Genomic DNA, 23,208 nt, shown 5'->3' on the forward strand with positions numbered 1-23,208 from the left:
GTGGCGTGTTCAGCCCGGCAGGGTCCGCGTAACACAGACGTACGCGTCGGCCTTCCTCACACTCCAGGAGTACGCCTTCATGGCCACGCGCCACGACATCCGCAACGTCGCCATCGTCGCCCACGTCGACCACGGCAAGACGACCCTCGTCGACGCAATGCTGAAGCAGGCCGGTGCCTTCGCGGCGCACGCCGCCGAGTCGCTCGACGACCGAATGATGGACTCGAACGACCTGGAGCGTGAGAAGGGCATCACGATCCTGGCCAAGAACACGGCGGTGAAGTACCACCCGAAGGATGGCGGCGACGTCATCACCATCAACATCATCGACACCCCTGGCCACGCCGACTTCGGTGGCGAGGTCGAGCGCGGTCTGTCGATGGTGGACGCGGTGGTCCTCCTGGTCGACGCCTCCGAGGGCCCGCTGCCCCAGACCCGCTTCGTGCTGCGCAAGGCGCTGCAGGCCCGCCTGCCCGTCATCCTGTGCATCAACAAGACGGACCGCCCCGACTCGCGCATCGACGAGGTCGTCAACGAGGCCTACGACCTCTTCCTCGACCTCGACGCCGACGAGGACCAGATCGAGTTCCCGATCGTCTACGCCTGTGCGCGTGACGGTGTGGCCTCGCTGACCAAGCCCGAGGACGGCACGGTCCCGCAGGACAGCGACAGCCTGGAGCCGTTCTTCTCCACGATCCTGTCCCACGTCCCGGCTCCGGAGTACGACGAGCAGGCTCCGCTCCAGGCGCACGTCACCAACCTGGACGCCGACAACTTCCTCGGCCGTATCGCGCTGCTCCGCGTCGAGCAGGGCGAGCTGCGCAAGGGCCAGACCGTCACCTGGATCAAGCGTGACGGCACGATGTCCAACGTGCGCATCACCGAGCTGCTGATGACCGAGGCGCTCACCCGCAAGCCCGCCGAGAAGGCGGGCCCCGGTGACATCTGCGCGGTCGCCGGTATCTCCGACATCATGATTGGCGAGACCCTGGCCGACCCGGAGAACCCGATCCCGCTGCCGCTGATCACGGTCGACGAGCCGGCGATCTCGATGACCATCGGTACGAACACCTCGCCGCTGGTCGGCCGTGGCGGTACCGGCAAGGGCGCCGACAACAAGGCCGCGATCAAGGACCGCAAGGTCACGGCCCGTCAGGTCAAGGACCGTCTCGACCGCGAGCTGGTCGGTAACGTCAGCCTCCGGGTCCTCGACACCGAGCGTCCCGACGCCTGGGAGGTGCAGGGCCGTGGTGAGCTGGCGCTGGCCATCCTGGTCGAGCAGATGCGCCGCGAGGGCTTCGAGCTGACCATCGGCAAGCCGCAGGTCGTCACCAAGGACGTCGAGGGCAAGGTCTACGAGCCGGTCGAGCGCATGACGATCGACGTGCCCGAGGAGCACATGGGCGCGGTCACGCAGCTCATGGGTGTCCGCAAGGGCCGGATGGACAACATGTCCAACCACGGCTCGGGTTGGGTCCGCATGGAGTTCGTGGTTCCCTCCCGCGGTCTGATCGGCTTCCGTACCGAGTTCCTCACCCAGACCCGCGGCACGGGAATCGGCCACTCCATCCACGAGGGCCACGAACCGTGGTTCGGCACGCTGACGACCCGTAACAACGGCTCGCTGGTCGCCGACCGCGCCGGTGCCGTCACCGCTTTCGCGATGACGAACCTCCAGGAGCGCGGCGTGCTGTTCACCGATCCCGGCACCGAGGTGTACGAGGGCATGATCGTCGGCGAGAACTCGCGCTCCGACGACATGGACGTGAACATCACCAAGGAGAAGAAGCTCACGAACATGCGGTCCTCCTCGGCCGACTCGTTCGAGGCGATCGTCCCGCCGCGCAAGCTCTCGCTGGAGCAGTCGCTGGAGTTCTGCCGCGACGACGAGTGCGTCGAGGTCACCCCTGAGGCGGTGCGCATCCGCAAGGTGAACCTGGACGCCCGCGAGCGCGCCCGCGCGGCGAGCAGGGCCAAGAACGGCTGACACGCACCGTTCCACGAAGCTGCCGGGCATTCCGCAACGCGGGGTGCCCGGTCTTCTGTTGAGGCAGGGGTAGGGAAAACCCTAGTTCTTGCCGTGGATCCGTAGATGCGGATCACATGGCACTAGTCTTCTGCCGACGTGGTGCTGTCCGTCTCCTGTGAGCCCCGGCGAACATCCCCGGGGCGCAGGTCCGTTGGCTGGAAGTGGTGGGCCGTGCACCCCCTGCACAGCCACCGCGAATCCGCAACTGATTTTTCATGCCCCCAGCGTTCGGTATACGGACATGCGGGACCGATTGATGTGTAACAAGTCCGTTTCGCAGGGATCTTTCAGCAAACCCTTTGTCCGGATTTTGGAAGATGTACGCGTCAGGTGTGATCGAACCGAGACCTTTTGAGTGTGGTTCGGTCATGGCGCATGGCAGATAGTTAGGCGCGTAGAGCTCGGGTCAACGGGTCAGGCGCTGAGGCAGCGCCGACCACGCGAGCGTGGGAAAGCGCACCTCACTGTTTCAGGCGCCGGTGACGGCGGAGTGTCGTGTGCTTCCCTCTGCGGTGAATCAATGGACTCATGAGGAGGAGCCCCATGCGTGGTGCCAAGAGCGCCAAGTGGGTTGCGATAGCCGCCGTAGTGGCGCTGGGTGCGACGGCCTGTGGCGGCGGCGGGGACGACGGCAGCTCGGGCAAGGGCAAGGGCAACGGCGTTGTGTCGGTGGAGATCGGTGAGCCGCAGAACGGCCTGGTCCCCAGCAACACGTACGAGACCGAGGGCGGCCAGGTCATCAACGCCCTCTTCACGGGTCTGACCAAGCTTGACGCCGACAACAAGGTCGTCAACGCCATGGCGCAGTCTGTCGAGACCAAGGACAACAAGGTCTGGACGATCAAGCTGAAGTCGGGCTACACGTTCCACAACGGCGAGAAGGTCACCGCTCAGTCCTTCATCGACGCCTGGAACTACGGCGCCAACCAGACCAACGCCCAGCAGACCAACCCGCTGTTCAGCCACATCCAGGGCTACAGCGACCTGAACCCGGGCGAGGGCAAGAAGCCCAAGACGGACAAGATGTCCGGTCTGAAGGCCGTAGGCGACGACACCCTCCAGATCACGCTGAACGGCGCGTTCTCGGCGTTCCCGTCGCAGCTGTCCTTCACCGCCTTCGTGCCGCTGCCCAAGGCGTTCTTCAAGGACCCGAAGGGCTTCGGCGAAGCCCCCATCGGCAACGGCCCCTTCAAGATGAAGGGCACGTTCAAGCACAACGAAGAGATCGACGTCACGAAGTACGACAAGTACCCGGACGCCTCGAAGATCGAGGCCAAGGGTGTCAACTTCAAGATCTACTCGAACCTCGACACGGCCTACAAGGACCTCGTCGCGGGCAACCTGGACGTCCAGCTCGTCATCCCGAACTCGGGTCTGCCGACGTACCACAAGGACCTGCCGGGCCGTTACATCGATGAGGCCGACTCGGGCGTCGGTTACATCGGCTTCCCGATCAAGTACAACAAGGCCTTCCAGAACGCGGACCTCCGCAAGGCCATCTCCATGTCGATCGACCGCAAGACGATCGCCTCGAAGATCTTCCTCGGCGCCCGTACGCCCGCGGACGACTTCATCAGCCCCATCATCGACGGCTACCGCAAGGGAGCCTGCGGTGACGCCTGCACGCTGAACCCGGCCAAGGCCAAGGAGCTCTACAAGGCGAGCGGCGGCCTGCCGGGCAACACGCTGGAGATCGGCTACAACGCCGACGGTGACCACAAGGCGTGGATCGAGGCGGTCGCCAACCAGATCCAGCAGAACCTGGGCATCAAGGTGACGGCCAAGCCGTTCGAGCAGTTCCAGACGATCCTCAACGACCTGGACGCCAAGAAGTACCAGGGCGCGTTCCGTATGGCCTGGAACATGGACTACCCGGACATGGAGAACTACCTCCGTCCGATCTTCTCGAAGGAAGCCATCACCAACGGCTCCAACTACTCGGGTTACGTCAACGAGGACTTCGAGAAGCTGCTCGTCAAGGGCGACCAGGCCGCCACGCACGAGGACGCCGTCAAGCAGTACCAGCAGGCCGACGACGTGCTCCTGAAGGACCTGCCGTACATCCCGGTGTACTTCTACACCCTGAACACCGGCTTCAGCGACAAGATCAAGTCGATGAAGATCGCCGGCCACAACATCCTGTGGGACTCGGTCAAGCTCAGCTGACCAGTTTCTGAGCAGTCCTGACACAGCGTTACGGGGTGAGCAGGGGGAGGAACGGCCTTCCCCTGCTCACTCCTGCTGCCGTCTCCCGTCCGACCGTGCCATCCCCCCGGCCACGGTCGGGTCGAGCACCCCTCTGGAGTACCCATGGGCCGATACGTCGTGCGCCGCATGCTGCAGGTGATCCCTGTGGTGATAGGCGTCACGTTCATCATCTTCTGCCTGGTCTTCGCTCTGCCCGGCGACCCGATCCAGGCACTGGCCGGCGACAAACGCGCCGACCCCAACATCGCGGCGGTTCTGCGTGCGCATTACCACCTCAACGAGCCGCTGTACCAGCAGTACTGGCACTACATCAGCGGCGTCTTCACGGGTGACCTCGGTGAGACGTACAACGGACGTGCCATCTCCGAGATCGTCTCCGAGCGGTTCCCCATCACGCTCAAGCTGGGGCTGACCTCCTTCGGCATCGAGGCCGTGATCGGTATCGTCGCCGGCATCTTCTCCGCCCTGAAGAAGGGCAAGTTCATCGACAACGTCGTGCTCATCTCGACGCTTGTCCTGATCTCGATCCCCGTGTTCGTGCTCGGTAGCGTGCTCCAGCTGGAGTTCGGCGTGAAGCTGAAGATCACGCCGGTCGCGGGCATCGAGAAGGGCTGGCCGCAGAGTTACATCCTCCCGGCCGTCGTGCTCGCCTCGACTTCCATGGCCTATGTCGCGCGTCTGGTGCGGGCAAGCATGACGGAGTCGGTCCGCGCCGACTATGTGCGTACAGCGATAGCCAAGGGCCTGCCGACCCGGCGGGTCATCGGTGTGCACGCGCTGCGCAATTCTCTGATCCCGGTGGTCACCTTCCTCGGCTTCGACCTCGGTGCTCTCATGGGTGGAGCCATCATCACCGAGCGGGTTTTCAACATGCCCGGTATCGGCGGGCAATTGGCCCAGTCCGTCTATCTGCGCGAGCGGCCCATCGTCGTTGGTCTGGTGACCCTGCTGGTGCTGATCTACCTGGTCGCCAACCTCCTCGTAGACCTGATGTACGCCGTGCTCGACCCGAGGATCCGCTATGAGTGAGAAGACAATAGAAAGGCCCACCACCGACGAGGCCGCGATCGCCAAGGAGATCGAGGCCGAGGAGAAGGCGGCAGCCCGGCAGGCGAGCCTGCTCAAGGACGGCTGGGCGGACCTGCGCAAGCGGCCCATGTTCCTCGTGTCGGCCTTCATCATCGTGTGCCTGCTCGCCTTGGCTATCGCGCCCAGCCTGTTCACGGCGCGCTCACCGTTCTCGGACGGTTTCTGCCAGTTGCAGAATTCCATGAACGGGCCGTCGTCCGGGCACCTGTTCGGCTACGACCAGCAGGGCTGCGATATCTACACGCGGACCGTGTATGGCACGCGCAACTCGATCGTCGTCGGCGTGGTGACGACTGTGGTCACCACGCTCATCGGCGGTCTGCTGGGCATGCTGTCCGGTCTCCTCGGCGGTTGGCTGGACGCGCTTCTGTCCCGGATCACCGAGGTGTTCTCGGCCCTGCCGCTCATCATCGGCGGTCTGCTGATCATGTCGATCTGGGGCGGCGGTGATGTGTGGACCGTGTCGTTCATCATGGCGATGCTCGGCTGGCCACAGGTCTTCCGGATCATGCGCGGCGAGGTCATCGCCAACAAGTACAACGACTACGTGACGGCCGCCCGGGCACTGGGCGCGGACTCGTGGCGGATCGCCTTCCGACACATCTTGCCGAACACGCTCGCCCCCGTCATCGTCATCACCACGATGAACCTCGGTGTCTACATCGCCGCCGAGGCCTCTCTGTCCTACCTGGGCATCGGCATCCAGCCCCCGAGCATCTCCTGGGGCGTGATGATCAGTGACGCCCAACAACTGTTCCTGACCAACCCGCACGCGCTGCTGTTCCCGGCCGGCGCCCTGAGCGTCACCGTGCTGGCGTTTATCGTGCTCGGCGACGTGGTCCGCGACGCCTTCGACCCCAAGATGCGCTGAGGGAGGCATACGTGACCATCATCGACCCGACGGACGCCGTCCCGGCCCCGCGCCCGGGCGACCCGGAGCGCACCGGCCCGCTACTCGAAGTGCGTGATCTACACGTCGAGTTCCAGACCCGTGAGGGAGTGGTCCGCGCCGTCAACGGCGTCAACTACTCCGTGAACTCCGGAGAGACCCTCGCCGTGCTCGGCGAGTCAGGCTCCGGCAAGTCCGTGACCGCGCAGGCGATCATGGGCATTCTCGACATGCCGCCGGCCCGCATCCCCCAGGGGGAGATCCGCTTCTACGGCCAGGACATGCTCAAGATGTCCGACGAGGAGCGGCGCAAGCTGCGTGGCGCCCGGATCGCGATGATCTTCCAGGACGCGCTGTCCTCGCTCAACCCCGTGCTCAGCGTGGGATACCAGCTGGGCGAGATGTTCCGCGTCCACCAGGGCCTGTCCAAGAAGCAGGCCAAGGCCAAGGCCATCGAGCTGATGGACCGGGTGAAGATCCCGGCAGCCGCGGCCCGGGTGAACGACTACCCGCACCAGTTCTCGGGCGGTATGCGCCAGCGCATCATGATCGCGATGGCGCTCGCCCTGGAGCCCGACCTGATCATCGCCGACGAGCCCACGACGGCGCTCGACGTGACGGTGCAGGCCCAGGTGATGGACCTGCTCGCGGAGTTGCAGCGCGAGTACCAGATGGGGCTCATCCTGATCACCCACGACCTCGGTGTCGTGGCGGACGTCGCCGACAAGATCGCGGTGATGTACGCGGGGCGCATCGTGGAGACGGCGCCGGTGCACGAGCTGTACAAGCGCCCCGCGCACCCCTACACCCGCGGCCTGCTCGACTCGATCCCGCGTCTGGACCAGAAGGGCCAGGACCTCTACGCGATCAAGGGTCTGCCGCCCAACCTGCTGAAGGTGCCGAGCGGTTGTGCCTTCAACCCGCGGTGCGAGAAGGCGCAGGACATCTGCCGTGTCGACCGTCCGTTGCTGGTCCCGGTGAGTGAGCGGGACGGAACGGAACTGCCGGGCCGCGCCAGCGCGTGCCACTTCTGGAAGGAGACGATCCATGGCTGAGTCGACCAAGACCGACGAGCCGACGGACGCGACGCCGAACGTCTCCGAGGTGGACGCCGTCGACGCGCGCTCGGAGGAGGAGGCGGTCGCCGCCCTCGACGCGCACGTGGAGCGCGGCGAGCCGATTCTTCAGGTCCGCAACCTGGTGAAGCACTTCCCGCTGACGATGGGCATCGTCATCAAGCGGCAGGTCGGCGCCGTGAAGGCCGTCGACGGCATCTCCTTCGACCTGTACCAGGGCGAGACGCTGGGCATCGTCGGCGAGTCCGGCTGCGGCAAGTCGACCGTGGCCAAGCTGCTGATGAGCCTGGAGCGGGCGACGTCCGGCGAGGTCTTCTACAAGGGCCAGGACATCACCAAGCTGTCCGGCAAGGCGCTCAAGGCCGTCCGCCGGAACATCCAGATGATCTTCCAGGACCCGTATACCTCGCTCAACCCCCGTATGACGGTGGGCGACATCATCGGGGAGCCCTTCGACATCCACCCCGAGGTGGCACCGAAGGGCGACCGGCGCCGCAAGGTGAAGGAGCTGCTGGACGTCGTCGGGCTCAACCCCGAGTACATCAACCGCTATCCGCACCAGTTCTCCGGCGGTCAGCGCCAGCGCATCGGCATCGCCCGCGGACTTGCCCTCAACCCCGAGGTCATCATCTGCGACGAGCCGGTGTCGGCGCTGGACGTGTCGGTGCAGGCGCAGGTCATCAACCTGATGGAGGGGCTGCAGGACGAGTTCAACCTGTCGTACATCTTCATCGCGCACGACCTGTCGATCGTCCGCCACATCTCGGACCGTGTCGGTGTGATGTACCTCGGCAAGATGGCCGAGATCGGCACCGACGAGCAGATCTACGAGCACCCGACGCACCCCTACACCCAGGCGTTGCTGTCGGCTGTCCCGGTGCCCGACCCGGAGGCCCGCGAGCACCGCGAGCGGATCATCCTCACCGGCGATGTGCCGTCCCCGGCCAACCCGCCCTCGGGCTGCCGCTTCCGCACCCGTTGCTGGAAGGCACAGGACAAGTGCGCCGAGGAGATCCCGCTGCTGGCGATCCCGGAGCGCTTCAAGGGCGCCGACTCGCCGGCGGCCCACGAATCGGCGTGCCACTTCGCCGAGGAGAAGGACGTCGTGGGCGCGGTGTGACCTCCATGACGGAACTGGGTCCCGGCACCGCCAGGCGGTGCCGGGACCCGACTGTTTGGAGTCACTCGAGTTGGATCAGGCCCTGGACTTCAGGATGAAGGCGAATTCGGCGGTTCCACCGCACCATTGAGCCTCGGTCCCGACTGTATTCACCTCGAAGTAGCGGCGAAATTGGATCTGCTTGTTGTTGAAGGTCACCGTCTTCTTGATGGGGTAAGTCTGGGTCGTGGACGTGCCACCCTTGACTTGGACGACGTACCGGCCGTCTGTTCCGTAGACGACCTTGTTGTTGCCGTTCACAAGGTTTATGCGACCGACGTTGACGCTCTTACCTGCGATAGGTGCCGTGTACTTCACGCTGAGCTGCTTGATGTAAGCACTGGACTTTGTCACCTTGCCGAGGCTCCACGTGGCCGTCGCGGTGAACTGATTCCCCTTCTTGCAAGTCGCCTGCCCTGCAGCGTCGATGCTCAGTTGCCCGCTCTTGTAGCTATGAGCTGTAGAAGTGCGCTTGGCGGTGGTGGTCGTTGCAAGTTTGGTCGTGGCCGACGCCTGTCCGACGAAGACCAACAGCGTCGTCGCAGTGGCTGCAGAAGTGACGATCAGACCCCGTGAGTGCGTCTTCAAGTTTTTCCCCTCGTTTTTTGGTCGATTGTCAGCTTCATTTGCTTGATGTGCCGACGTACGAATGCTATGCGAGTGGATAATTGGACTGCAAGACATTTGATCAAGGTTTGAGGTGCCGCACGGCGAAAGGCTCTCGATGCTTTGCCCGTACTGTCGGGGAGCATTGCGGGGGCTGTTCCGGGTTTGTGTCCATGCTGTGTTCGAGAGACGGTGCGAGTTATTTCAGGACCACATTGAACTCTGGGTCCCCGACCTGCCCTGCGACACCACAGAATGAGCCCCCGCCAACCTCATTTCCGCTGGTCAACGGGGCTGGTGTGCTGTCTCGGTGAGGTGCTCGCGCTGGTCCGGCCGGAGATCGTTAGCACGTGATCGTCTGCCATGGGCGGCTTCTGGCGTTCGCGGACCGGGACAGCGGACCGCTGCGTAGCCTCCCGGCGGGAGGGATACGCATGACGGACGTGCTGACATGGACGGTCCAGCAACGGCTTGAGTTGGAAGAACGGGCTGAGCTGCTCCGCAAGGAACTGGCCGGAATCGAGTCGCAGTTGACCCGGCTGGAGGCCGCCGAGGTGGTGTTCGGGCAGTGGGCCGAGGCGACCGACGGCGGGCGGCGGTCGCCAGGCATCGTGGAGCCGGAGCCGGAGCCGGAGCCGGAGCCGGAGCGGGTAGCCGCTGGTCCGGGTGCGGGTGGGATGCGGTTGGTCCCGGACCGGGCCGAGGGCATGGGGGCGGAGGTCCTGACCTCGGAGTATCGGCGGATCATGGAGATCGTGGCCGACGCGGACGGTCCGGTGATGGCCAAGGACGTGGCGATCGCGCTGGGCCGTGAGACGACGCCGGGGAAGGTCGAGCCGGTCCGCGGGCAACTGCGCAAGCTGTCCGACCGAGGCTGGCTCGCCCGGACCGGAGCGGGCCGTTACCTGCTGCGCTGACCGGCCGGCATGGCGGCGGACCGGCCGATTCCTGCCGTAACAAGAGGACCCCCGGCGGAAGTTGGGGTGTTTGTGAAGACAACCAGCCCCGCCGAGGACCCTCAGCATGCTGTCTACCAGGTTCAGCTTCCCGTGTCGAAGCGGACTCTCGACCTCGTCGGCAATCTGATACGCCGCGAACGCAACCGGCTGGGCACCCGGTGGCGCAAGGCCGAGCCCGGCACCCAGGCCCTGATCGTGCTCGCCGTCCTCCGCCACGACCAGCGCCTTTCCGACATGGCCGGCGGCAACCAGATCTCCGCCTCCACCGTGCGCCGCTGGGTGCAGGAGGTCCTGCGCCTGCTCGCCGCCCGCGCCCCGCGCCTGGACCGAGCTCTGAAGGAGATCGCCAAGAAGGGAGGAGTCGTCGTCCTGCTCGACGGCACCCTGATCCGCACCCGACGCCGCACCGGGACGGAGAACCGCAAGAACTACAGCGGGAAACATAAGGCCCATGGCCTGCTGTTTCTCGCGCTGACCGACGAGAAGGGCAACCTGATCTGGATCTCCTCGGCCCGGCCCGGCCGGTCCAGCGAGATCACCACCGCCCGCCACGACAAACTCACCAAGCATCTCCGCGAGGCCGGCCTCGGCGCCCTGGCCGACCTCGGGTTCGTCGGCCTGGACGACGAACCCGACGACCACCCCGTGATCATCACCGGCCGCAAGGCCACCCGGAACCACAAGCTCACCGACGCGGAGAAAGAGGCGAACCGCCTGCTCAGCCGCGAACGCGCCGCTGTCGAGCATGGCTTCGCGAACTTGAAATCCTGGCGCATCTTCACCAAGGTCCGCATGAACACCCGCCACGCGACCACCCTCCTGCGGGCCCTGCTCATCCTCGCGAACACCGAGGTCCAGAGGTGACCGACGATCTCCCAATGCCTCGAAGTTAGGGGCTTGAGGTCGCCGTCAAGGTCTCCGGGAGGGTGATCTTGTAGGTGCTGGGGGCGGTGCGGGTCAAGCGGCCGGCTCGGGTCCAGTAACCGAGTTGTGTGCTCAGGCTGTTGAAGGGTTTCCGTCCGGTGATGCCGAGTGCGTGAGCGATCTCCTTGGCCTGCCAGGTGCGGTGGGCGTCGGCGGCCATGATCTGGGAGACCTGTGTCCAGCGGTCCGGTCTCCCTGGCGCTCGCGTCCGGGCCGGCGCGAGGGCCGGTGGCCGGACGGACAGCGTGAGGGCGGTGATCGGGGTGCTGGCGAGGGGCCGGCCATCATGGTTCCAGGTGTGATAGCGGGAGATGCCGCGCTTGACGATGCGGGCGGAGATCCGGGGGCGGCGGGCCGGCAGGGGATGGTGCAGGACGGTGGCGCCGATGTGTCCAGTCAGGTCCGGGCGGCCGTCGGGGCCGGGGAACGGGATGATGCCGTGGGCACGGATGACGGTGTCGCGGGCGGCTTCGAGGGCGATGGTGAAGCCGGCCCGGTCGGGGTCCATGGCGCCCTGGGCCTCGACGGCGGTGACCATGACCGAGCGCAGAGCCTGGTAGAGCACGAGCAGCCCCCAGAGTTCCTGGGTGATGCCCGCGGGGTCCTTCGAGCGCAGGACACGCCCTTTGAGTAAGGTGTGGCGCAGGGCGAGAAAGGCGCATTCGACTTCCCACCGCTCGTGGTAGAGCTTGATCAGCGCGGTTGCGGGGTCGGTGCGGTGGTCGGTCAGGGTGGTGAGCAGCCGGTAGGTGCCGGTGGTGCGGCTGCCGTCGGCGGCGTGCACGATGATGTCCGCTTCGATCACGCGGACGGCCAGGTCACCGAGCCGGGTCAGGTAGGAGCCGTCGGGGAGCAGGGCCAGGACCGGCGGGCGTCGCCTGGACGAGCTGCGGACGAGGAACTGGGCGCCCCGCGCGGCGACGTCGCAGAGCAGGCCGTTGCTGTCGAAGGCCCGGTCGGCCAGGACGAGCATGCTCTCGGTGAGGCGTCCCACCAGTTGCCGGGCGTAGGCGAGTTCGCCCTCGGCAGCGGGCCCGAAGACCGCACCGATCAAGCCTCGGGTCCCCGTCTCGCACAGTGCCATCAGCATCACCCGGGGATAGCTGTTGTCCCCGAACCGGCTGGCGATCCGGCCCAGCCAGGAGCGGTTGCGCTCATGGTCGGGGGCCGAGAGGCTGCTGCAGCCGTCGAAGGCCACGGTCCGCCAGCGCCGGTAGCACACCCCAGGGGTGGAGGGCTGCCCGAGCGGCCCGGCCAGCACCTCGAACAGCCGCTCCAGCGGAGCGGACCCCAAGCGGCGCCGCAGGTCGCGCAAGCCCTTCTCCGACGGCCGTGGCGTCGTGCTGTCCAGGCCCACGATCAGCTTCTCCCAGACCAGCCGGGACCCCAGATGCTCGAACAGACCCAGCGTCAGTACGAAGTACACCCCCACCCGTGACGGCAGATTACGCAGCCGGCGCTCACGCGTACGGGTCTCCTCCAGCACCGCGTCCACCAACTCGACCGGTACAACCTGTGTCAACTCCCCTATATGACCTGGGGCGAAGACATCGACAACGGCTGGAACACCAGCCATGACACACTTGGACACGCGGGGCCTCTGCTTCGGGAAGATCTTGGTCGATCCCCTGAACAGCAGAGGCCCCGCCTCTATGCCCCCACTCCCGTTGACAACGTCGCCGAGCCCCTAACTTCGAGGCATTGGACGATCTCCCCGGAACGATCACGCTCTCGACCGGGGCGAGTACGTCACTCAAGCCCCACACCAGCCCCCTGACCTGCGAAATCAGGATGAAACTCTCTCAATGGGGCTGGCTCCTCGGCTATCGGTCGTACCATGAGGGAGAGCATGGGCGCAGCTGGTGTCTGGATGGCAGGCGCCCCGTCGACGAGGTATCACTTCAGAACTTCGACGGGTTCGAGGTCGAGTTGGTGGCCCGGGAGGTCAGGTAGCGAGCCGAGCCCGCGCCCAGTGACACGCCACCTGCCCCCCCCGCCGCCCTCGTCCAGCACCTCCAGGTCCTCGTTGCGGCACGCCTCCGCCACTCCCGCCGGCTCCGCCTCTCCGCCCACCAGCCCGCGTGCGGTCGGTCGCCATGGTGACCGGTGCATCGATCAACTCGTCGTCCGGAAGACGATGAGCACAGGCGCCTTCATCTTCACCGGAACCGGTCAGGCCAGGTCAGTTTCCCTGCGTCCCGCCGGATTCCTTCACCACCGAGAGCCATCGGTCGCCGTACTCGACAACGATCCGCGCCTGGCGGTGGTCAATGGTGCCCGTGTACCTGTCGACGGTTTGGCCCTCGGGGCCCGTGGAGGCACCCTGTGACGTTAGGCCGCAGCCGGAGAGCGCCTCGCGCAAGCCCGAGAGGGTGGTGGAGAGATCGCTGGGGCCGTCGTATTCGGTGTACCTGTGACTTGCCTTGGCTCCCCGGTCTCCCTGGAAGTACCTGTCGTAGCTCCACCCGCTCGACCGCTGCAGAACCTGGTCCACCGTCGAGCAACCTCCAACCGGCCCGAGGGCCGGGCCATTGCTCTCATGCCAGTGCCACTGCCCGTACAGAGGCAGCGCCTTGGGCGTCTTCAGATCCACCACCCCGTTCTTCTTGTACGGCGTGTTTCCCACCTCGGCCGACTGCGAGGCGGTCGGCGCCTTCGCCGGACGCGTCTCCTGCGCATCGTTCCCCGGCAGGACGGCCAAGGTCACCGCCCCCGCCACAGCAACAACGGCCATGGCCACGGCGCCGGACCGCCGACGGGCGAGCCGCCGGTCACCCCGAGCGCGCAGCTGAGCCGCGGACGGCATGCGCACCGTGACCTCGTCCAACAGTTCCTCGACCTCAGCCATGACTGGCCACCCCCTCGGCGATGAAAGTGGAATCGCTCTCGGCGAGCCTCTCGCCGAGGATCTTGCGGGCACGGCTGAGCCGGGCACGTACGGCACCATTGGAGGCGCCGACCTCCCGTGCGACCTGCTCCACCGGCAGGTCGAGGAGATGGTGCAGGACGACTGCCTGCCGCTGGTCGGGGGTCAGTTCGCGCAGTGCGGCCACCAACGCCACACGGTCGCCCGAGAGTTCGGGCACATCCGTCTGCGGGCCGTGCCGGAAGTGCGCGCGCAGCCGCCCCTTGGTCCGCCGCCAGGTGCTGATCGCCAGCCGCATCGCCACCGTGCGCACCCACGGCAGTGGATCACCCTCCCGCGTGAGCTTCGCCCAGCGCTGCCATGCGCGTACGTATGCCTCCTGCACCGCGTCCTCCGCCTCCCCCAGGTCACCGGTCATCGCATAGACCACGGCAACCATGCGTTTGGCGGTGGCGGAGTAGAACGCATCGAATTCCTCCGGCTGCGCCAGCATCCCCGTCCCCCGTCTGTCGAGCACGTACCCGTGCTGCCTGCTTGCTTCTGCCTTGAACACGCTCGGGGCCGGTGGGATGTTACGCGGAATCCGAACGCATCTGAGTCCGCGTTCGGCTCACAGGCTCGCCGTGACCAGCTCCACCTCGAACCCATCCGTTTTCTCCAGGTACGTGGCGCAGCGGTCAAGGCCGTCGGCGTGTGGGTGGTGATCCGGGAACGGGACGGTCCAGCCGTGTGCGGGGGCCTGCGCCACCAGAGCGTCGAGTTCCATGCGGCCACCAGGGGCGTGGAACGCCAGACGATTCAACCCGGCCTCATCGGGTCGTAGCGCTCACCACCGGCAGCGCCGGTGACTGCTCCACGACGATGTACGTGGCCCCCTGCCACCAGCTGTGTCCCTCCGCCCGGCTCTGGTACGTCACGTATCAGAACCGGGCCGGCAACCATCCCCGCCCCTCGGCCGCCTCCCCGAATCGGGGCACCCACAGCTCGACGTAATGCAGTAACTCCCGTACTGATCCCGCCACTTGAAAGGCCCGATCCTGTCCCGCATCTCCCCAAGGGAACGAGGGTCCGTGCCTCCCCAGGGATGGACCCTCGGCGCTTTTCTCTCGGGTTCACGAGCACGCGCGGATCATGGTGCTCATGGGCTGAGGTCGAGGACCCGCACCGGGCGCCCCTTCCATGTCTCGGGGGTGATCGTGACGATGACAGCCCCGTCCGGCCGCTCGGGCGTCGGCCGGGCGACGTGCTCGACATGTGCTGCGGCCCAGGTGGCGTCACGGGCGACAGCGAGCGCGGCGGACAGATCCAGGTCGAGGACGATGACATTGGGCAGTGCGACGATGTGCTCGGCCGTACCGGACCGTGTCCGGTCGGCCTCCACCAGCGCGCAGGTCGGCGCGTACAGAAACCAACCCTGAGTTGCGTGCGCGCGATGGATCAAGCGCGAGGCCAGAACGTTGCCTGATCCGGCGGCGACCATGGCCGTGTCGTCGAGGATCACGTGGAGAACATTGGTCACGGGGCGGCCGCCTCAGCCAGTCGGCGATCGAGCTCCGCGTCCAAGCCTGCCTGTTCATCGGCGTCGGGGTCGTAGCCATTCCAGTCCTGCAGTACGGCACGAGCGCGTTCGGCACGTTCGGCACGTTCGGCCGGAGTGAGCAGCGAGTCCGCGAGCCGGGCCAGGTAGGAACGCAGCGACAACCCCTCGCCGGCCGCTATTTCGGCAAGCCGGTCACGGGCCTCGGCAGGGATACGGATGTTGGCGTCGGGCATGGTGAGACTCCTTTCACTCACCCGCAGGATACGGGTACGCACCCGTACCCGTACGCACTATCCGTCGAATGATCGCTGAGACCCGCTCCCACACCTTCGCGCTTCTGCCCCTGGTGGGCCGAAGCCCTCGCCGGAGGCGGCACCTCGCGGGACGGCGCCTTGTCGGGGCGCCGACGCTGCCGAGGGAGCGTACCTGCGGCGCACACAAGGCCGCCGTGGTGGCCACGACGAGCAGAGCCGTGCGGCGGCGCGGGCCATTTCACGCCCCCTTCATGGCGAGCCGACCGGCGTCAGGCATCAGTCCGCGCCCGCGCCCAGTGGTAGGCCACCTGCCCCCGGCCGCCCCCGTCCAGCACCTCCAGGTCCTGGTTGCGGCAGGCGTCCGCGACCCCCGCCCGCCCCGCCTCCCCGCTGGCCGGCACCTGACAGCGGGCATGGAAATGGCGCCCGGAAGGAATGGTGTAGGGGTGCGTCGGGTGCTCGTAGCCTGCGATCCGCGGCTGGTCATCGCCGACGAGCCGACCACGGCCCTGGTGCCGCTTCCGCACCCACTGCTGGAAGGCCCAGGACAAGTATGCCGAGGAGTCCCGCTGCTTGCGATTCCGGAGCGCTTCAGGGGCTCGGACTCTCCGGCTGCGCACGAGTCGGCCTGTCACTTCGCGGAGGAGAGGACGTCGTGGGCGCGGCTTGATCCCGTACAGGTACGTCCCTTGGTTCCCGGCGCCGAATCACAGGCACCGGGAACCGGTCTTTCCGGCGGTCCACAGGGATCCTGCGCCCTGGCAGAATCGTTAGCGGTTCAGGTCGACGACACGGACGAACCGCTTCTCGTACAGTTCCGGCCGGACTGTCGCAATGAATGGGGCCTCGTACTCCTCGCCCACCCGATGGGCCGCTTCGATCGCCGCCGCCGTACCGAACGGCACGCCGTCGGCTCGGAGTTGGCAGCAAGAGAGGGCAGCCGGGTAATCGAGGTCGACGGTCGCGATACCGAGCTGCCCGACATGCATCGCAATACCCGCCCTCTCGCGCTCGGCCTCGATGACCGAGAGCACCGGCGTGTGGAGGAACACACCCGGTTCGAGCTGGGCCGCGTGGACGAGGCCGGAGACCTGACGGTGCCCCCCCAGGGCGAGCAGTGTGTCGGAGTCGAGGATGTAGTGCTCCCGGATCACGCGGCACTCTGATCGGCCGCGTGGTGTGCCACAACCTGGCTGCGCACCGCGCGCAGAACCTCGGCGCTGCTCTCGTCCGTGACGGTCACACCGAAGTGCTCGGCGAGGTAGACGGCGGTGTGATCAGCGCGCTCCTTCAGCTCGGCGGGGGTGAGCGTGCTCTCGGCGAACTCCTCGATGAGGGCGCGCATGGTCGTACGATGGGCCTCCGCGAGGACGGCGAGGCGGTCGCGGGTCTTGGAGTCGACCTTGATCGTGGTGTCCATTCGGCGAGTATACCGAGGGGAATACCCCCGGTGAGGGTGCAACTGAAACGTCATGCCGTGAGATTCGCGCCGGTCCGCCCAACGACCTGGGTCCGGGCCCAGTGGCAGGCGACCTGCGCCTCGTCTCCGCCGTGCAGCACCTCCAGGTCCTGGCTCCGGCACTTGTCCGCAACCCCCACCCGCTCCGCCTCCCCACTCGCCAGCACCTGGCAGCGGGTGTGGAAGCGGCAGCCCGAGGGAATGCGGGACGGGTCCGGGGGCTCGCCCGTCAGGACCACCGGGGCGCCCGGGGCCTCCGGGAGGACCGACAACAGGGCCTGGGTGTAGGGGTGTCGGGGCGACGTCAGCACCTGCTCCACGTCGCCCGTCTCGACGATCCGGCCCAGGTACATCACCGCGACCCGGTCGGCGATGTTCCAGGCCAGGCCCAGGTCGTGGGTGACCACCAGCGCGGACAGGCCCAGTTCGGTGCGCAGGCGCAGCAGCAGGGCCAGGATCTCGCCGCGTACGGAGGCGTCCAGCGAGGCCACCGGCTCGTCGGCGACGATGAGTTCGGGTTCGAGGACCAGTGCGCCCGCGATGACGACGCGCTGGCGCTGGCCGCCGGACAGCTCGTGCGGGTAGCGCAGGAAGAAGCGCTCCGGGGGGCGCAGGCCCGCACGGGACAGCGCCTCGGCGACCGCCGCCCGCTCGTCCCCCGCGTGCCCGTGGATCCGCAGCCCCTCGGCCACCGCTTCGTACACGGTGTGCCGCGGATTCAGCGACCCGCTCGGATCCTGCAGCACCAGCTGGACCCGCCTGCGGTACGCCTTCAGGGCCCGGGAGGAGTAGTGCAGTGGCTTTCCGGCGAAGCCGACCCGTCCCTCGGTCGGCTCCACCAGGCCGAGCAGCGCCCGCGCCAGCGTCGTCTTGCCGCAGCCCGACTCGCCGACGAGCGCCACGATCTCGCCGGCCCGGATGTCCAGCTCGACGCCGTCCACGGCCCGTACCGGCGCGGCGCCGTGCCGTCCGGGGAAGGTCACATGCAGTCCCTGGGCGCTGAGCAGCGGCGCTTGCGGGGGTGCTGTCGTCATGTCGCGCTCCTCGCGTCCTCGGCCGCCACGGCCGGTCCGGGGACCGTGGGACCCACGTGCACGCAGGCCGCCTGCCGTCCGGGGCCGGCGTCCCGCAGTGCCTGGTCCTGGGTGGCGCACACGGCCAGCGCCTGCGGACAGCGCGGATGGAAGGCGCAGCCGGACGGCACTGCGGACGGGTCGGGCGGATCGCCGGCCAGGCCGCGCGGGGCGAACCGGGAGGCCGGGTCGCCGATTCTCGGGAACGCCGCCGACAGGGCGCCCGCGTAGGGGTGCCGGGCGTCCTCGTAGACCTGCCGGGCGGGGCCCTCCTCGACGACTCGGCCCGCGTACATCACCGCGAGACGGTCGCAGGTGTCGGCGAGGACCGCGAGGTCGTGGCTGATCATGATCAGACCTACGTCCTGCTCTGCGACGAGCTGTTCGATCAGCCGCAGGATCTGCGCCTGGATCATCACGTCCAGCGCCGTCGTCGGCTCGTCGGCGATGATCAGCCGCGGGTCGCAGGCGAGCGCCATGGCGATCATGACGCGCTGGCGCTGGCCACCGGAGAGTTCGTGCGGATACGCGGAGGCCCGGGACACCGGCAGGCCCACCTGTTCCAGCAGCTCGCCGGTCCTCGTCCGCGCCGCTGCCGCCGTCGCCCGGCGGTGCAACAGGATCGGCTCGGCGATCTGGTCGCCGATCCGGTGCACCGGGTTGAGCGAGTGCATCGCCCCCTGGAAGACGATCGAGGCGCCCGCCCAGCGCACCGCCCGCACCTGCCCCCAGCGCATCGTCAGGACGTCCTCGCCGTCCAGCAGGATCTCCCCGGACACCCGGGCCCGGGCCGGCAGCAGCCTGAGCAGCGAGAGAGCCAGCGTGGACTTGCCGCAGCCCGACTCGCCCGCGACACCGAGCTTGCGGCCGGCGTCGAGGGACAGGTCCACGCCCCGTACGGCCGCCACCCCGCCCGGGTAGGTCACCTCCAGGTTCCGGACCTCCAGCAGCGTCAACGGGCCACCCCCAGCCTGGGGTTGAGAACGGACTCCACCGCGCGCCCGCACAGGGTGAACGCCAGCGCGACCACCGCGATCGCGATGCCCGGCGGCACCAGATACCACCAGTCGCCCGAACTGACCGCGCCCGCCTCTCGCGCGTCCTGCAGCAGGCCGCCCCACGAGATGACCGTCGGATCACCGAGGCCCAGGAATGCCAGCGTCGCCTCGGCGAGGACGGAGGAGGAGATCATCAGGGTCGTCTGGGCGAGGACCAGCGGCATCACATTGGGCAGTACGTGCCGGGTCATGACGTGCCAGTGGCCGCCGCCGAGCGCTCTGGCCCGCTCGATGTACGGCCGGGACTCCACCGCGAGCGTCTGCGCGCGCACCAGCCGGGCCGTCGTCGGCCAGGAGGTGACGCCGATCGCGAGGATCACCGTGCCGAGGGAGCGGGACATCACGGTGGCCAGCGCGATGGCGAGCACCAGCGCCGGCATCACCAGGAACCAGTCCGTGACCCGCATCAGCACGGTCGCGTACGCCCCCCGGAAGTGCCCGGCCGTGATCCCGACGAGCGTGCCGATCACCACCGACAGCACGGCCGCGAGCAGCCCGACCAGCAGCGAGACCCGAGAGCCCCACACCACCAGGCCCAGCAGATTCCGCCCGAACCGGTCGGTGCCCAGCGGGAATTCACCGCTGGGTGATTCCAGCGGGCTGCCCGGCGCATCGGTCACCCCGGCCACGTCCGAGCCGACCGTCAACGGCGCCGTCAGCGCGACCAGCGCGAACAGGGCGAGCGCGGCCAGCCCGACCAGCCCGACACGATGGGTGCGGTACTCCCGCCAGAACCGCAGGGCGGAGCGGCGGCGGCGCTGCCAGGCCAGCGCCCGCGGCCCGGCGGGCCGGGTGCCGGGTACCGGGGGAGGGGCTTCGGTCGTCATCGGCCCACCCTCGGGTCGAGCAGCGGATAGAGCAGGTCGGCCAGTGTGTTCATGACGATCACCGTCGAGGCGAAGAAGAGGAACAGCCCCTGCACCAGGGGCAGGTCGGGCACGCTCAGCGCCTGGTAGAACAGTCCGCCGAGGCCCGGCCAGGAGAAGACGGTCTCGACCAGGATGACGCCGGCGACGGTCCGGCCGAGGTTGACGAAGACCAGGGTGACCGTGGGCAGCAGCGCGTTCGGTACGGCGTGCCGGCGCCGGACCAGGTCGTCCCTGAGCCCCTTGGCACGGGCCGTCGTCAGATAGTCGCTGCCCATCTCGTCGAGCAGCGCCGAGCGGGTGACCAGCAGCGTCTGCCCGTACTCGACCGCGACCAGTGTGATCACCGGCAGTACGAGGTGGTGGGCGACGTCGAGGACGTAGGCGAAGCCCTCCTTGCCGCCCGACTCCATGCCGCCGGTCGGGAACAGCCCGGGGACGGGGCCGAGGCCCACCCCGAACACGATGATGACCAGCAGGCCCAGCCAGAACGACGGGACGGAGTACAGGGTCAGCGCCAGGCCGGTGTTGAGCCGGTCGCCGAGCCGGCCGTGCCGCCATGCCGAGCGGGTGCCGAGGAACATGCCGAGCGCGGTGTAGAGCACGAAGGCGGTGCCGGTCAGCAGCAGCGTGTTCGGCAACGCCTCGGTGATCTTGTCGATGACCGGGGTGCGGAACTGGTACGACGTGCCCAGGTCGCCGGTGAGCGCCTTGCCGCAGTAGTCCGTGAACTGCTGCCACAACGGCAGGTCGAGCCCGAACTCGCGCCGGTACTCGGCCAGTTGCCGCGCCGAGACCGGACGGCCGCCGGTCATGGTCTTGACCGGGTCCCCGGGGATCAGCCGGAACAGGAAGAACCCGGTGACCAGGACGGCGAGCAGCGAGACGGCCGCACCGCCCGCCTTGCCCGCCCCGTAGCGCAGATACGCGGTGGTGGTGCGCGACCGCGGTCCGCGGACCGCGCGAGGGGCGGGAACCGGTACGGCGGCCTTGCCGACCGGTGCGGACGCCGCGTCAGGGGCTGTGGGCTGCATCGGCTACTCGCGGTCGTCGGCGGTGGCGCCGCGGCGCCTGGCGAAGAGGAATACGGCGCCGGCGAGGACCACGACACCCGCGGCGATCCCCACGACGACCCCGGTCGAGCTGCCGCCGGAGGAGCTGCCGGAGCCGGCCGGGACCGCCGACCACCAGCTCCAGTAACCGTCCTGGCCGTAGATGTTGCCCGCGGCCCTGGGCATGGTCTCGATCGACTTGATCTGGTCGGTGCGGTACGCCTCGACGGCGTTCGGATACGCCATGACGTTCATGTACCCCAGGTCGTACAGCCGCGACTCCATCTGCTGGACGATGCCGGCCCGTTTGGCCGAGTCGTACTCGGCGAGCTGCCTCGCGTACAGCTCGTCGTACGTCTTGTCGCAGATGAAGTTGTCGGTCTGGCCGGTGTCCTTCGGGGTCGCGGGCAGGGCGGCGCAGGTGTGGATGGACAGCACGAAGTCCGGGTCGGGGTTGACGGACCAGCCGTCGAAGGCGAGGTCGTACTTGCCGGCGAGCCAGGGGTCGGTGACGTTGTCCAGGCAGTCGAGCGACATGCCGATGCCGAGCTTGGCCCACCACTCCTTGAGGTACTGGCCCACCGCCTTGTCATTGGGGTCCGTGGCGTGGCACAGGACGCGGTAGTCCAGCGGTTTGCCGTCCTCGCCGACCCGCTTGCCGTCGGCGTTCTTCCGGTAGCCGGCCTGGTCGAGGAGCCGGCCGGCCTTCGTGGGGTCGTAGGAGAGCGTCCGGCTCGCCGACGGCTTCCAGAAGTACGTGGAGAAGCGCGGCGGGATGTAGCCCTGGCCCTCGACCGCGTGGCCCTGGAACACCTTGTCGATGATGGTCCTGCGGTCGACGGCCATGAACAGGGCGTTGCGCACGCGCTGGTCCAGCAGGGACGGGTCGCCGTCACCGAACCTCTTGCCGTTCTTCGCCCGGGCGCCCGGGTTGGTGGCGAGGGCGTAGAAGCGACGGCCGGGAGCGTCGTTGACCTTGATGTCCTTCTGGCCCTTGAGGGAGGCGGCCTGAGCCGGTGTCAGGGCCGGCTGGCCCGCCACGAAGGAGACCTCGCCCTTGCGCAGCGCGGCCACGGCCGCGTCCTGGTCCTTGTAGTACTTGAAGACCAGCTCGTCGAACTTGGGCGCCCCGCGCCAGAAACCCTTGTTGGCCTTCAGGCGGACATAGCTGTCGGCCTTGTAGTCGGTGAGGACGAACGGCCCGTCGCCGACGATGGGGAAGGTCTTGTCGTTGTTGAACTTCGACAGGTCCGAGACGTTCTTCCACACGTGCTCGGGCACGATCGGCACGTCCAGGGCGGTCATCGTCGCCTGCGGCTTCTTCAGCTCGACGACCAGTTTGGTGGGGCTGGGGGCCGTCACCTTGCGGAAGTTGCCGACGAAGCTGCCGTTCGCGGTGGCGGCAGCCTGGTCGGTCATCATCTTGTTGAAGGTCCAGGCCGCGTCCTGGGCGGTCACCTTCTGCCCGTCCGACCACTTGGCGTCGGAGCGGATGGTGTACGTCCAGGTGAGCTTGTCGGCGGACGGCGCCCACTTGGTGGCGAGGCCGGGGACCGGATGGGCGTCACCGGGGTCGTAGTCCGTGAGGTACTCGTACGTCAGCCGCAGGATGCTCGTGCTGACCAGACGCACCGCCAGGAACGGGCTCAGCGAGTCGACGCTCTGCGCGACCGCCACGGTGAGGACCTTCTTGCCGCCGGCGGCCTCCGCCCGCTGGGGCGCCGGGTTGAGCGGAGTCGCGAGGCCCGACGAGAACGTCAGAGCGATGGCGCCGGCGGTCGCGACGAGCCGGAGCGTACGGGGTCGAGGGATTCTCGGATGTGAACGCCTGGTGCCGTACTGGTCTTGTGTGCTCATGAATCGTGACCTCGCGTCATCGCTCGCACAGGGACGGCTTGTTCGGACTTCGGAACCGGGTTTTGCCTGGTGGCGCCAGCTGGGTGATGAGTGTGTCTATCAGCGGCGGTCTCGGTGCGTCAACGGCACGGGAAGCCTGCGTGGCCTGCGGAAACGGCGAGTTGATGTTCGAGTCCGCAAATATTGGTCCAGACCGGTGAAGGGGGCCTGGTGGAGCGCTGGCGACGGTCGGCGACCGGTTTTG

At 67.6% G+C, this 23,208-nt stretch carries 23 protein-coding genes and 1 pseudogene; 9 read left to right on the top strand and 15 right to left on the bottom strand.

What is annotated here, in order from left to right; genetic code table 11:
- Positions 1 to 79: 79 nt before the first annotated feature.
- From typA to OOK07_RS28220, 6 genes are all read left to right on the top strand, one after another.
- The gene (typA, locus tag OOK07_RS28195; RefSeq protein ID WP_266684461.1) at positions 80 to 1,987 is read left to right on the top strand and encodes a translational GTPase TypA; all 1,908 of its coding nucleotides are present in this window, start codon (positions 80 to 82) and stop codon (positions 1,985 to 1,987) included.
- 585 nt (positions 1,988 to 2,572) lie between these two features.
- Positions 2,573 to 4,195: a peptide ABC transporter substrate-binding protein gene (locus OOK07_RS28200; RefSeq protein ID WP_266684464.1), complete on the top strand. Its 1,623-nt coding sequence runs from the start codon at positions 2,573 to 2,575 to the stop codon at positions 4,193 to 4,195.
- A 144-nt stretch (positions 4,196 to 4,339) separates the two neighbouring features.
- Complete coding sequence (locus OOK07_RS28205) at positions 4,340 to 5,266, top strand: ABC transporter permease (RefSeq protein ID WP_266684468.1); 927 nt, start codon at positions 4,340 to 4,342, stop codon at positions 5,264 to 5,266.
- A complete protein-coding gene (locus OOK07_RS28210) occupies positions 5,259 to 6,197 on the top strand; it encodes an ABC transporter permease (RefSeq protein WP_266799245.1) in 939 nt (312 codons plus the stop codon). The genes OOK07_RS28205 and OOK07_RS28210 overlap by 8 nt, the downstream gene beginning before the upstream one ends.
- An 11-nt stretch (positions 6,198 to 6,208) precedes the next feature.
- The gene (locus OOK07_RS28215) at positions 6,209 to 7,270 is read left to right on the top strand and encodes an ABC transporter ATP-binding protein (RefSeq protein ID WP_266799247.1); all 1,062 of its coding nucleotides are present in this window, start codon (positions 6,209 to 6,211) and stop codon (positions 7,268 to 7,270) included.
- Positions 7,263 to 8,411: an ABC transporter ATP-binding protein gene (locus OOK07_RS28220; protein WP_323182993.1), complete on the top strand. Its 1,149-nt coding sequence runs from the start codon at positions 7,263 to 7,265 to the stop codon at positions 8,409 to 8,411. Before OOK07_RS28215 ends, OOK07_RS28220 begins: the two co-directional genes overlap by 8 nt.
- A gap of 75 nt (positions 8,412 to 8,486) precedes the next feature.
- Here the strand turns inward: OOK07_RS28220 and OOK07_RS28225 are convergent, their stop codons facing one another.
- On the bottom strand, positions 8,487 to 9,038 hold the full coding sequence (locus OOK07_RS28225; protein ID WP_266799248.1) for a hypothetical protein: 552 nt from the start codon (positions 9,036 to 9,038) through the stop codon (positions 8,487 to 8,489).
- A 452-nt stretch (positions 9,039 to 9,490) separates the two neighbouring features.
- Here OOK07_RS28225 and OOK07_RS28230 point away from each other — a divergent pair, with 452 nt between their 5' ends.
- On the top strand, positions 9,491 to 9,973 hold the full coding sequence (locus tag OOK07_RS28230) for a hypothetical protein (protein ID WP_266799250.1): 483 nt from the start codon (positions 9,491 to 9,493) through the stop codon (positions 9,971 to 9,973).
- A gap of 132 nt (positions 9,974 to 10,105) precedes the next feature.
- Complete coding sequence (locus OOK07_RS28235; protein WP_266799252.1) at positions 10,106 to 10,879, top strand: transposase family protein; 774 nt, start codon at positions 10,106 to 10,108, stop codon at positions 10,877 to 10,879.
- 25 nt (positions 10,880 to 10,904) lie between these two features.
- On the opposite strand, the gene OOK07_RS28240 is transcribed toward OOK07_RS28235, so the two are convergent.
- The 7 genes from OOK07_RS28240 to OOK07_RS43755 form a co-directional block, all read right to left on the bottom strand.
- Complete coding sequence (locus OOK07_RS28240) at positions 10,905 to 12,515, bottom strand: IS4 family transposase (protein WP_266799254.1); 1,611 nt, start codon at positions 12,513 to 12,515, stop codon at positions 10,905 to 10,907.
- 606 nt (positions 12,516 to 13,121) lie between these two features.
- Positions 13,122 to 13,787, bottom strand: a complete 666-nt coding sequence (locus OOK07_RS28245; RefSeq protein ID WP_266799256.1) for a hypothetical protein — start codon at positions 13,785 to 13,787, stop codon at positions 13,122 to 13,124.
- Positions 13,780 to 14,298, bottom strand: a complete 519-nt coding sequence (locus OOK07_RS28250; RefSeq protein ID WP_266799257.1) for a SigE family RNA polymerase sigma factor — start codon at positions 14,296 to 14,298, stop codon at positions 13,780 to 13,782. Before OOK07_RS28250 ends, OOK07_RS28245 begins: the two co-directional genes overlap by 8 nt.
- A 117-nt stretch (positions 14,299 to 14,415) precedes the next feature.
- A complete protein-coding gene (locus OOK07_RS43315) occupies positions 14,416 to 14,571 on the bottom strand; it encodes a VOC family protein (protein WP_323182994.1) in 156 nt (51 codons plus the stop codon).
- Between the two features lie 372 nt (positions 14,572 to 14,943).
- Positions 14,944 to 15,285, bottom strand: coding sequence for a hypothetical protein (locus tag OOK07_RS28260; protein WP_406313371.1), 342 nt, complete (start codon positions 15,283 to 15,285; stop codon positions 14,944 to 14,946).
- Positions 15,286 to 15,320: 35 nt separating this feature from the next.
- Complete coding sequence (locus OOK07_RS28265; RefSeq protein ID WP_266799261.1) at positions 15,321 to 15,578, bottom strand: Arc family DNA-binding protein; 258 nt, start codon at positions 15,576 to 15,578, stop codon at positions 15,321 to 15,323.
- Between the two features lie 290 nt (positions 15,579 to 15,868).
- A complete protein-coding gene (locus OOK07_RS43755) occupies positions 15,869 to 16,150 on the bottom strand; it encodes a hypothetical protein (protein ID WP_524540324.1) in 282 nt (93 codons plus the stop codon).
- On the opposite strand from OOK07_RS43755, the pseudogene OOK07_RS28275 reads away from it, so the two are divergent.
- Positions 16,107 to 16,269: pseudogene (locus tag OOK07_RS28275) on the top strand (peptide ABC transporter ATP-binding protein); the annotation flags it as partial. The gene OOK07_RS43755 and the pseudogene OOK07_RS28275 sit on opposite strands and share 44 nt — an antisense overlap.
- A gap of 100 nt (positions 16,270 to 16,369) precedes the next feature.
- Here OOK07_RS28275 and OOK07_RS28280 read toward each other — a convergent pair.
- Genes OOK07_RS28280 through OOK07_RS28310 form a run of 7 tightly spaced genes read right to left on the bottom strand, consistent with a single transcriptional unit; the run spans position 16,370 to position 22,964 of the window.
- Positions 16,370 to 16,753, bottom strand: coding sequence for a PIN domain-containing protein (locus OOK07_RS28280; protein ID WP_266799263.1), 384 nt, complete (start codon positions 16,751 to 16,753; stop codon positions 16,370 to 16,372).
- A complete protein-coding gene (locus OOK07_RS28285; protein WP_266799264.1) occupies positions 16,750 to 17,019 on the bottom strand; it encodes a hypothetical protein in 270 nt (89 codons plus the stop codon). The genes OOK07_RS28280 and OOK07_RS28285 overlap by 4 nt, the downstream gene beginning before the upstream one ends.
- A gap of 50 nt (positions 17,020 to 17,069) precedes the next feature.
- Positions 17,070 to 18,092: an oligopeptide/dipeptide ABC transporter ATP-binding protein gene (locus OOK07_RS28290; protein ID WP_266799265.1), complete on the bottom strand. Its 1,023-nt coding sequence runs from the start codon at positions 18,090 to 18,092 to the stop codon at positions 17,070 to 17,072.
- Positions 18,089 to 19,087 (bottom strand): ABC transporter ATP-binding protein, encoded by a 999-nt coding sequence (locus tag OOK07_RS28295; RefSeq protein ID WP_266799266.1) that lies wholly within the window; start codon positions 19,085 to 19,087, stop codon positions 18,089 to 18,091. Before OOK07_RS28295 ends, OOK07_RS28290 begins: the two co-directional genes overlap by 4 nt.
- Complete coding sequence (locus OOK07_RS28300) at positions 19,084 to 20,016, bottom strand: ABC transporter permease (protein ID WP_266684478.1); 933 nt, start codon at positions 20,014 to 20,016, stop codon at positions 19,084 to 19,086. The genes OOK07_RS28295 and OOK07_RS28300 overlap by 4 nt, the downstream gene beginning before the upstream one ends.
- Positions 20,013 to 21,089 carry an ABC transporter permease gene (locus OOK07_RS28305; protein WP_266684483.1) on the bottom strand — a complete coding sequence of 359 codons (1,077 nt, stop codon included), beginning with the start codon at positions 21,087 to 21,089 and terminating at the stop codon, positions 20,013 to 20,015. The genes OOK07_RS28300 and OOK07_RS28305 overlap by 4 nt, the downstream gene beginning before the upstream one ends.
- Positions 21,090 to 21,092: 3 nt before the next feature.
- Positions 21,093 to 22,964, bottom strand: a complete 1,872-nt coding sequence (locus tag OOK07_RS28310) for an ABC transporter substrate-binding protein (RefSeq protein WP_266799269.1) — start codon at positions 22,962 to 22,964, stop codon at positions 21,093 to 21,095.
- Positions 22,965 to 23,208 lie beyond the last annotated feature (244 nt).

It is taken from the genome of Streptomyces sp. NBC_00078, from assembly GCF_026343335.1.
In the GTDB taxonomy this organism is placed as follows: domain Bacteria; phylum Actinomycetota; class Actinomycetes; order Streptomycetales; family Streptomycetaceae; genus Streptomyces.

Excerpts from the sequence above, each read along its gene's own strand:
- typA (WP_266684461.1), top strand. The coding sequence starts at position 80 with ATGGCCACGCGCCACGACATCCGCAACGTCGCCATCGTCGCCCACGTC.
- OOK07_RS28200 (WP_266684464.1), top strand. The coding sequence starts at position 2,573 with ATGCGTGGTGCCAAGAGCGCCAAGTGGGTTGCGATAGCCGCCGTAGTG.
- OOK07_RS28205 (WP_266684468.1), top strand. The coding sequence starts at position 4,340 with ATGGGCCGATACGTCGTGCGCCGCATGCTGCAGGTGATCCCTGTGGTG.
- OOK07_RS28210 (WP_266799245.1), top strand. The coding sequence starts at position 5,259 with ATGAGTGAGAAGACAATAGAAAGGCCCACCACCGACGAGGCCGCGATC.
- OOK07_RS28220 (WP_323182993.1), top strand. The coding sequence starts at position 7,263 with ATGGCTGAGTCGACCAAGACCGACGAGCCGACGGACGCGACGCCGAAC.
- OOK07_RS28230 (WP_266799250.1), top strand. The coding sequence starts at position 9,491 with ATGACGGACGTGCTGACATGGACGGTCCAGCAACGGCTTGAGTTGGAA.
- OOK07_RS28240 (WP_266799254.1), bottom strand. The coding sequence starts at position 12,515 with ATGGCTGGTGTTCCAGCCGTTGTCGATGTCTTCGCCCCAGGTCATATA.
- OOK07_RS28245 (WP_266799256.1), bottom strand. The coding sequence starts at position 13,787 with ATGGCTGAGGTCGAGGAACTGTTGGACGAGGTCACGGTGCGCATGCCG.
- OOK07_RS28250 (WP_266799257.1), bottom strand. The coding sequence starts at position 14,298 with ATGCTGGCGCAGCCGGAGGAATTCGATGCGTTCTACTCCGCCACCGCC.
- OOK07_RS43315 (WP_323182994.1), bottom strand. The coding sequence starts at position 14,571 with ATGGAACTCGACGCTCTGGTGGCGCAGGCCCCCGCACACGGCTGGACC.
- OOK07_RS28260 (WP_406313371.1), bottom strand. The coding sequence starts at position 15,285 with ATGGTCGCCGCCGGATCAGGCAACGTTCTGGCCTCGCGCTTGATCCAT.
- OOK07_RS28265 (WP_266799261.1), bottom strand. The coding sequence starts at position 15,578 with ATGCCCGACGCCAACATCCGTATCCCTGCCGAGGCCCGTGACCGGCTT.
- OOK07_RS28285 (WP_266799264.1), bottom strand. The coding sequence starts at position 17,019 with ATGGACACCACGATCAAGGTCGACTCCAAGACCCGCGACCGCCTCGCC.
- OOK07_RS28290 (WP_266799265.1), bottom strand. The coding sequence starts at position 18,092 with ATGACGACAGCACCCCCGCAAGCGCCGCTGCTCAGCGCCCAGGGACTG.
- OOK07_RS28300 (WP_266684478.1), bottom strand. The coding sequence starts at position 20,016 with ATGACGACCGAAGCCCCTCCCCCGGTACCCGGCACCCGGCCCGCCGGG.
- OOK07_RS28305 (WP_266684483.1), bottom strand. The coding sequence starts at position 21,089 with ATGCAGCCCACAGCCCCTGACGCGGCGTCCGCACCGGTCGGCAAGGCC.
- OOK07_RS28310 (WP_266799269.1), bottom strand. The coding sequence starts at position 22,964 with ATGAGCACACAAGACCAGTACGGCACCAGGCGTTCACATCCGAGAATC.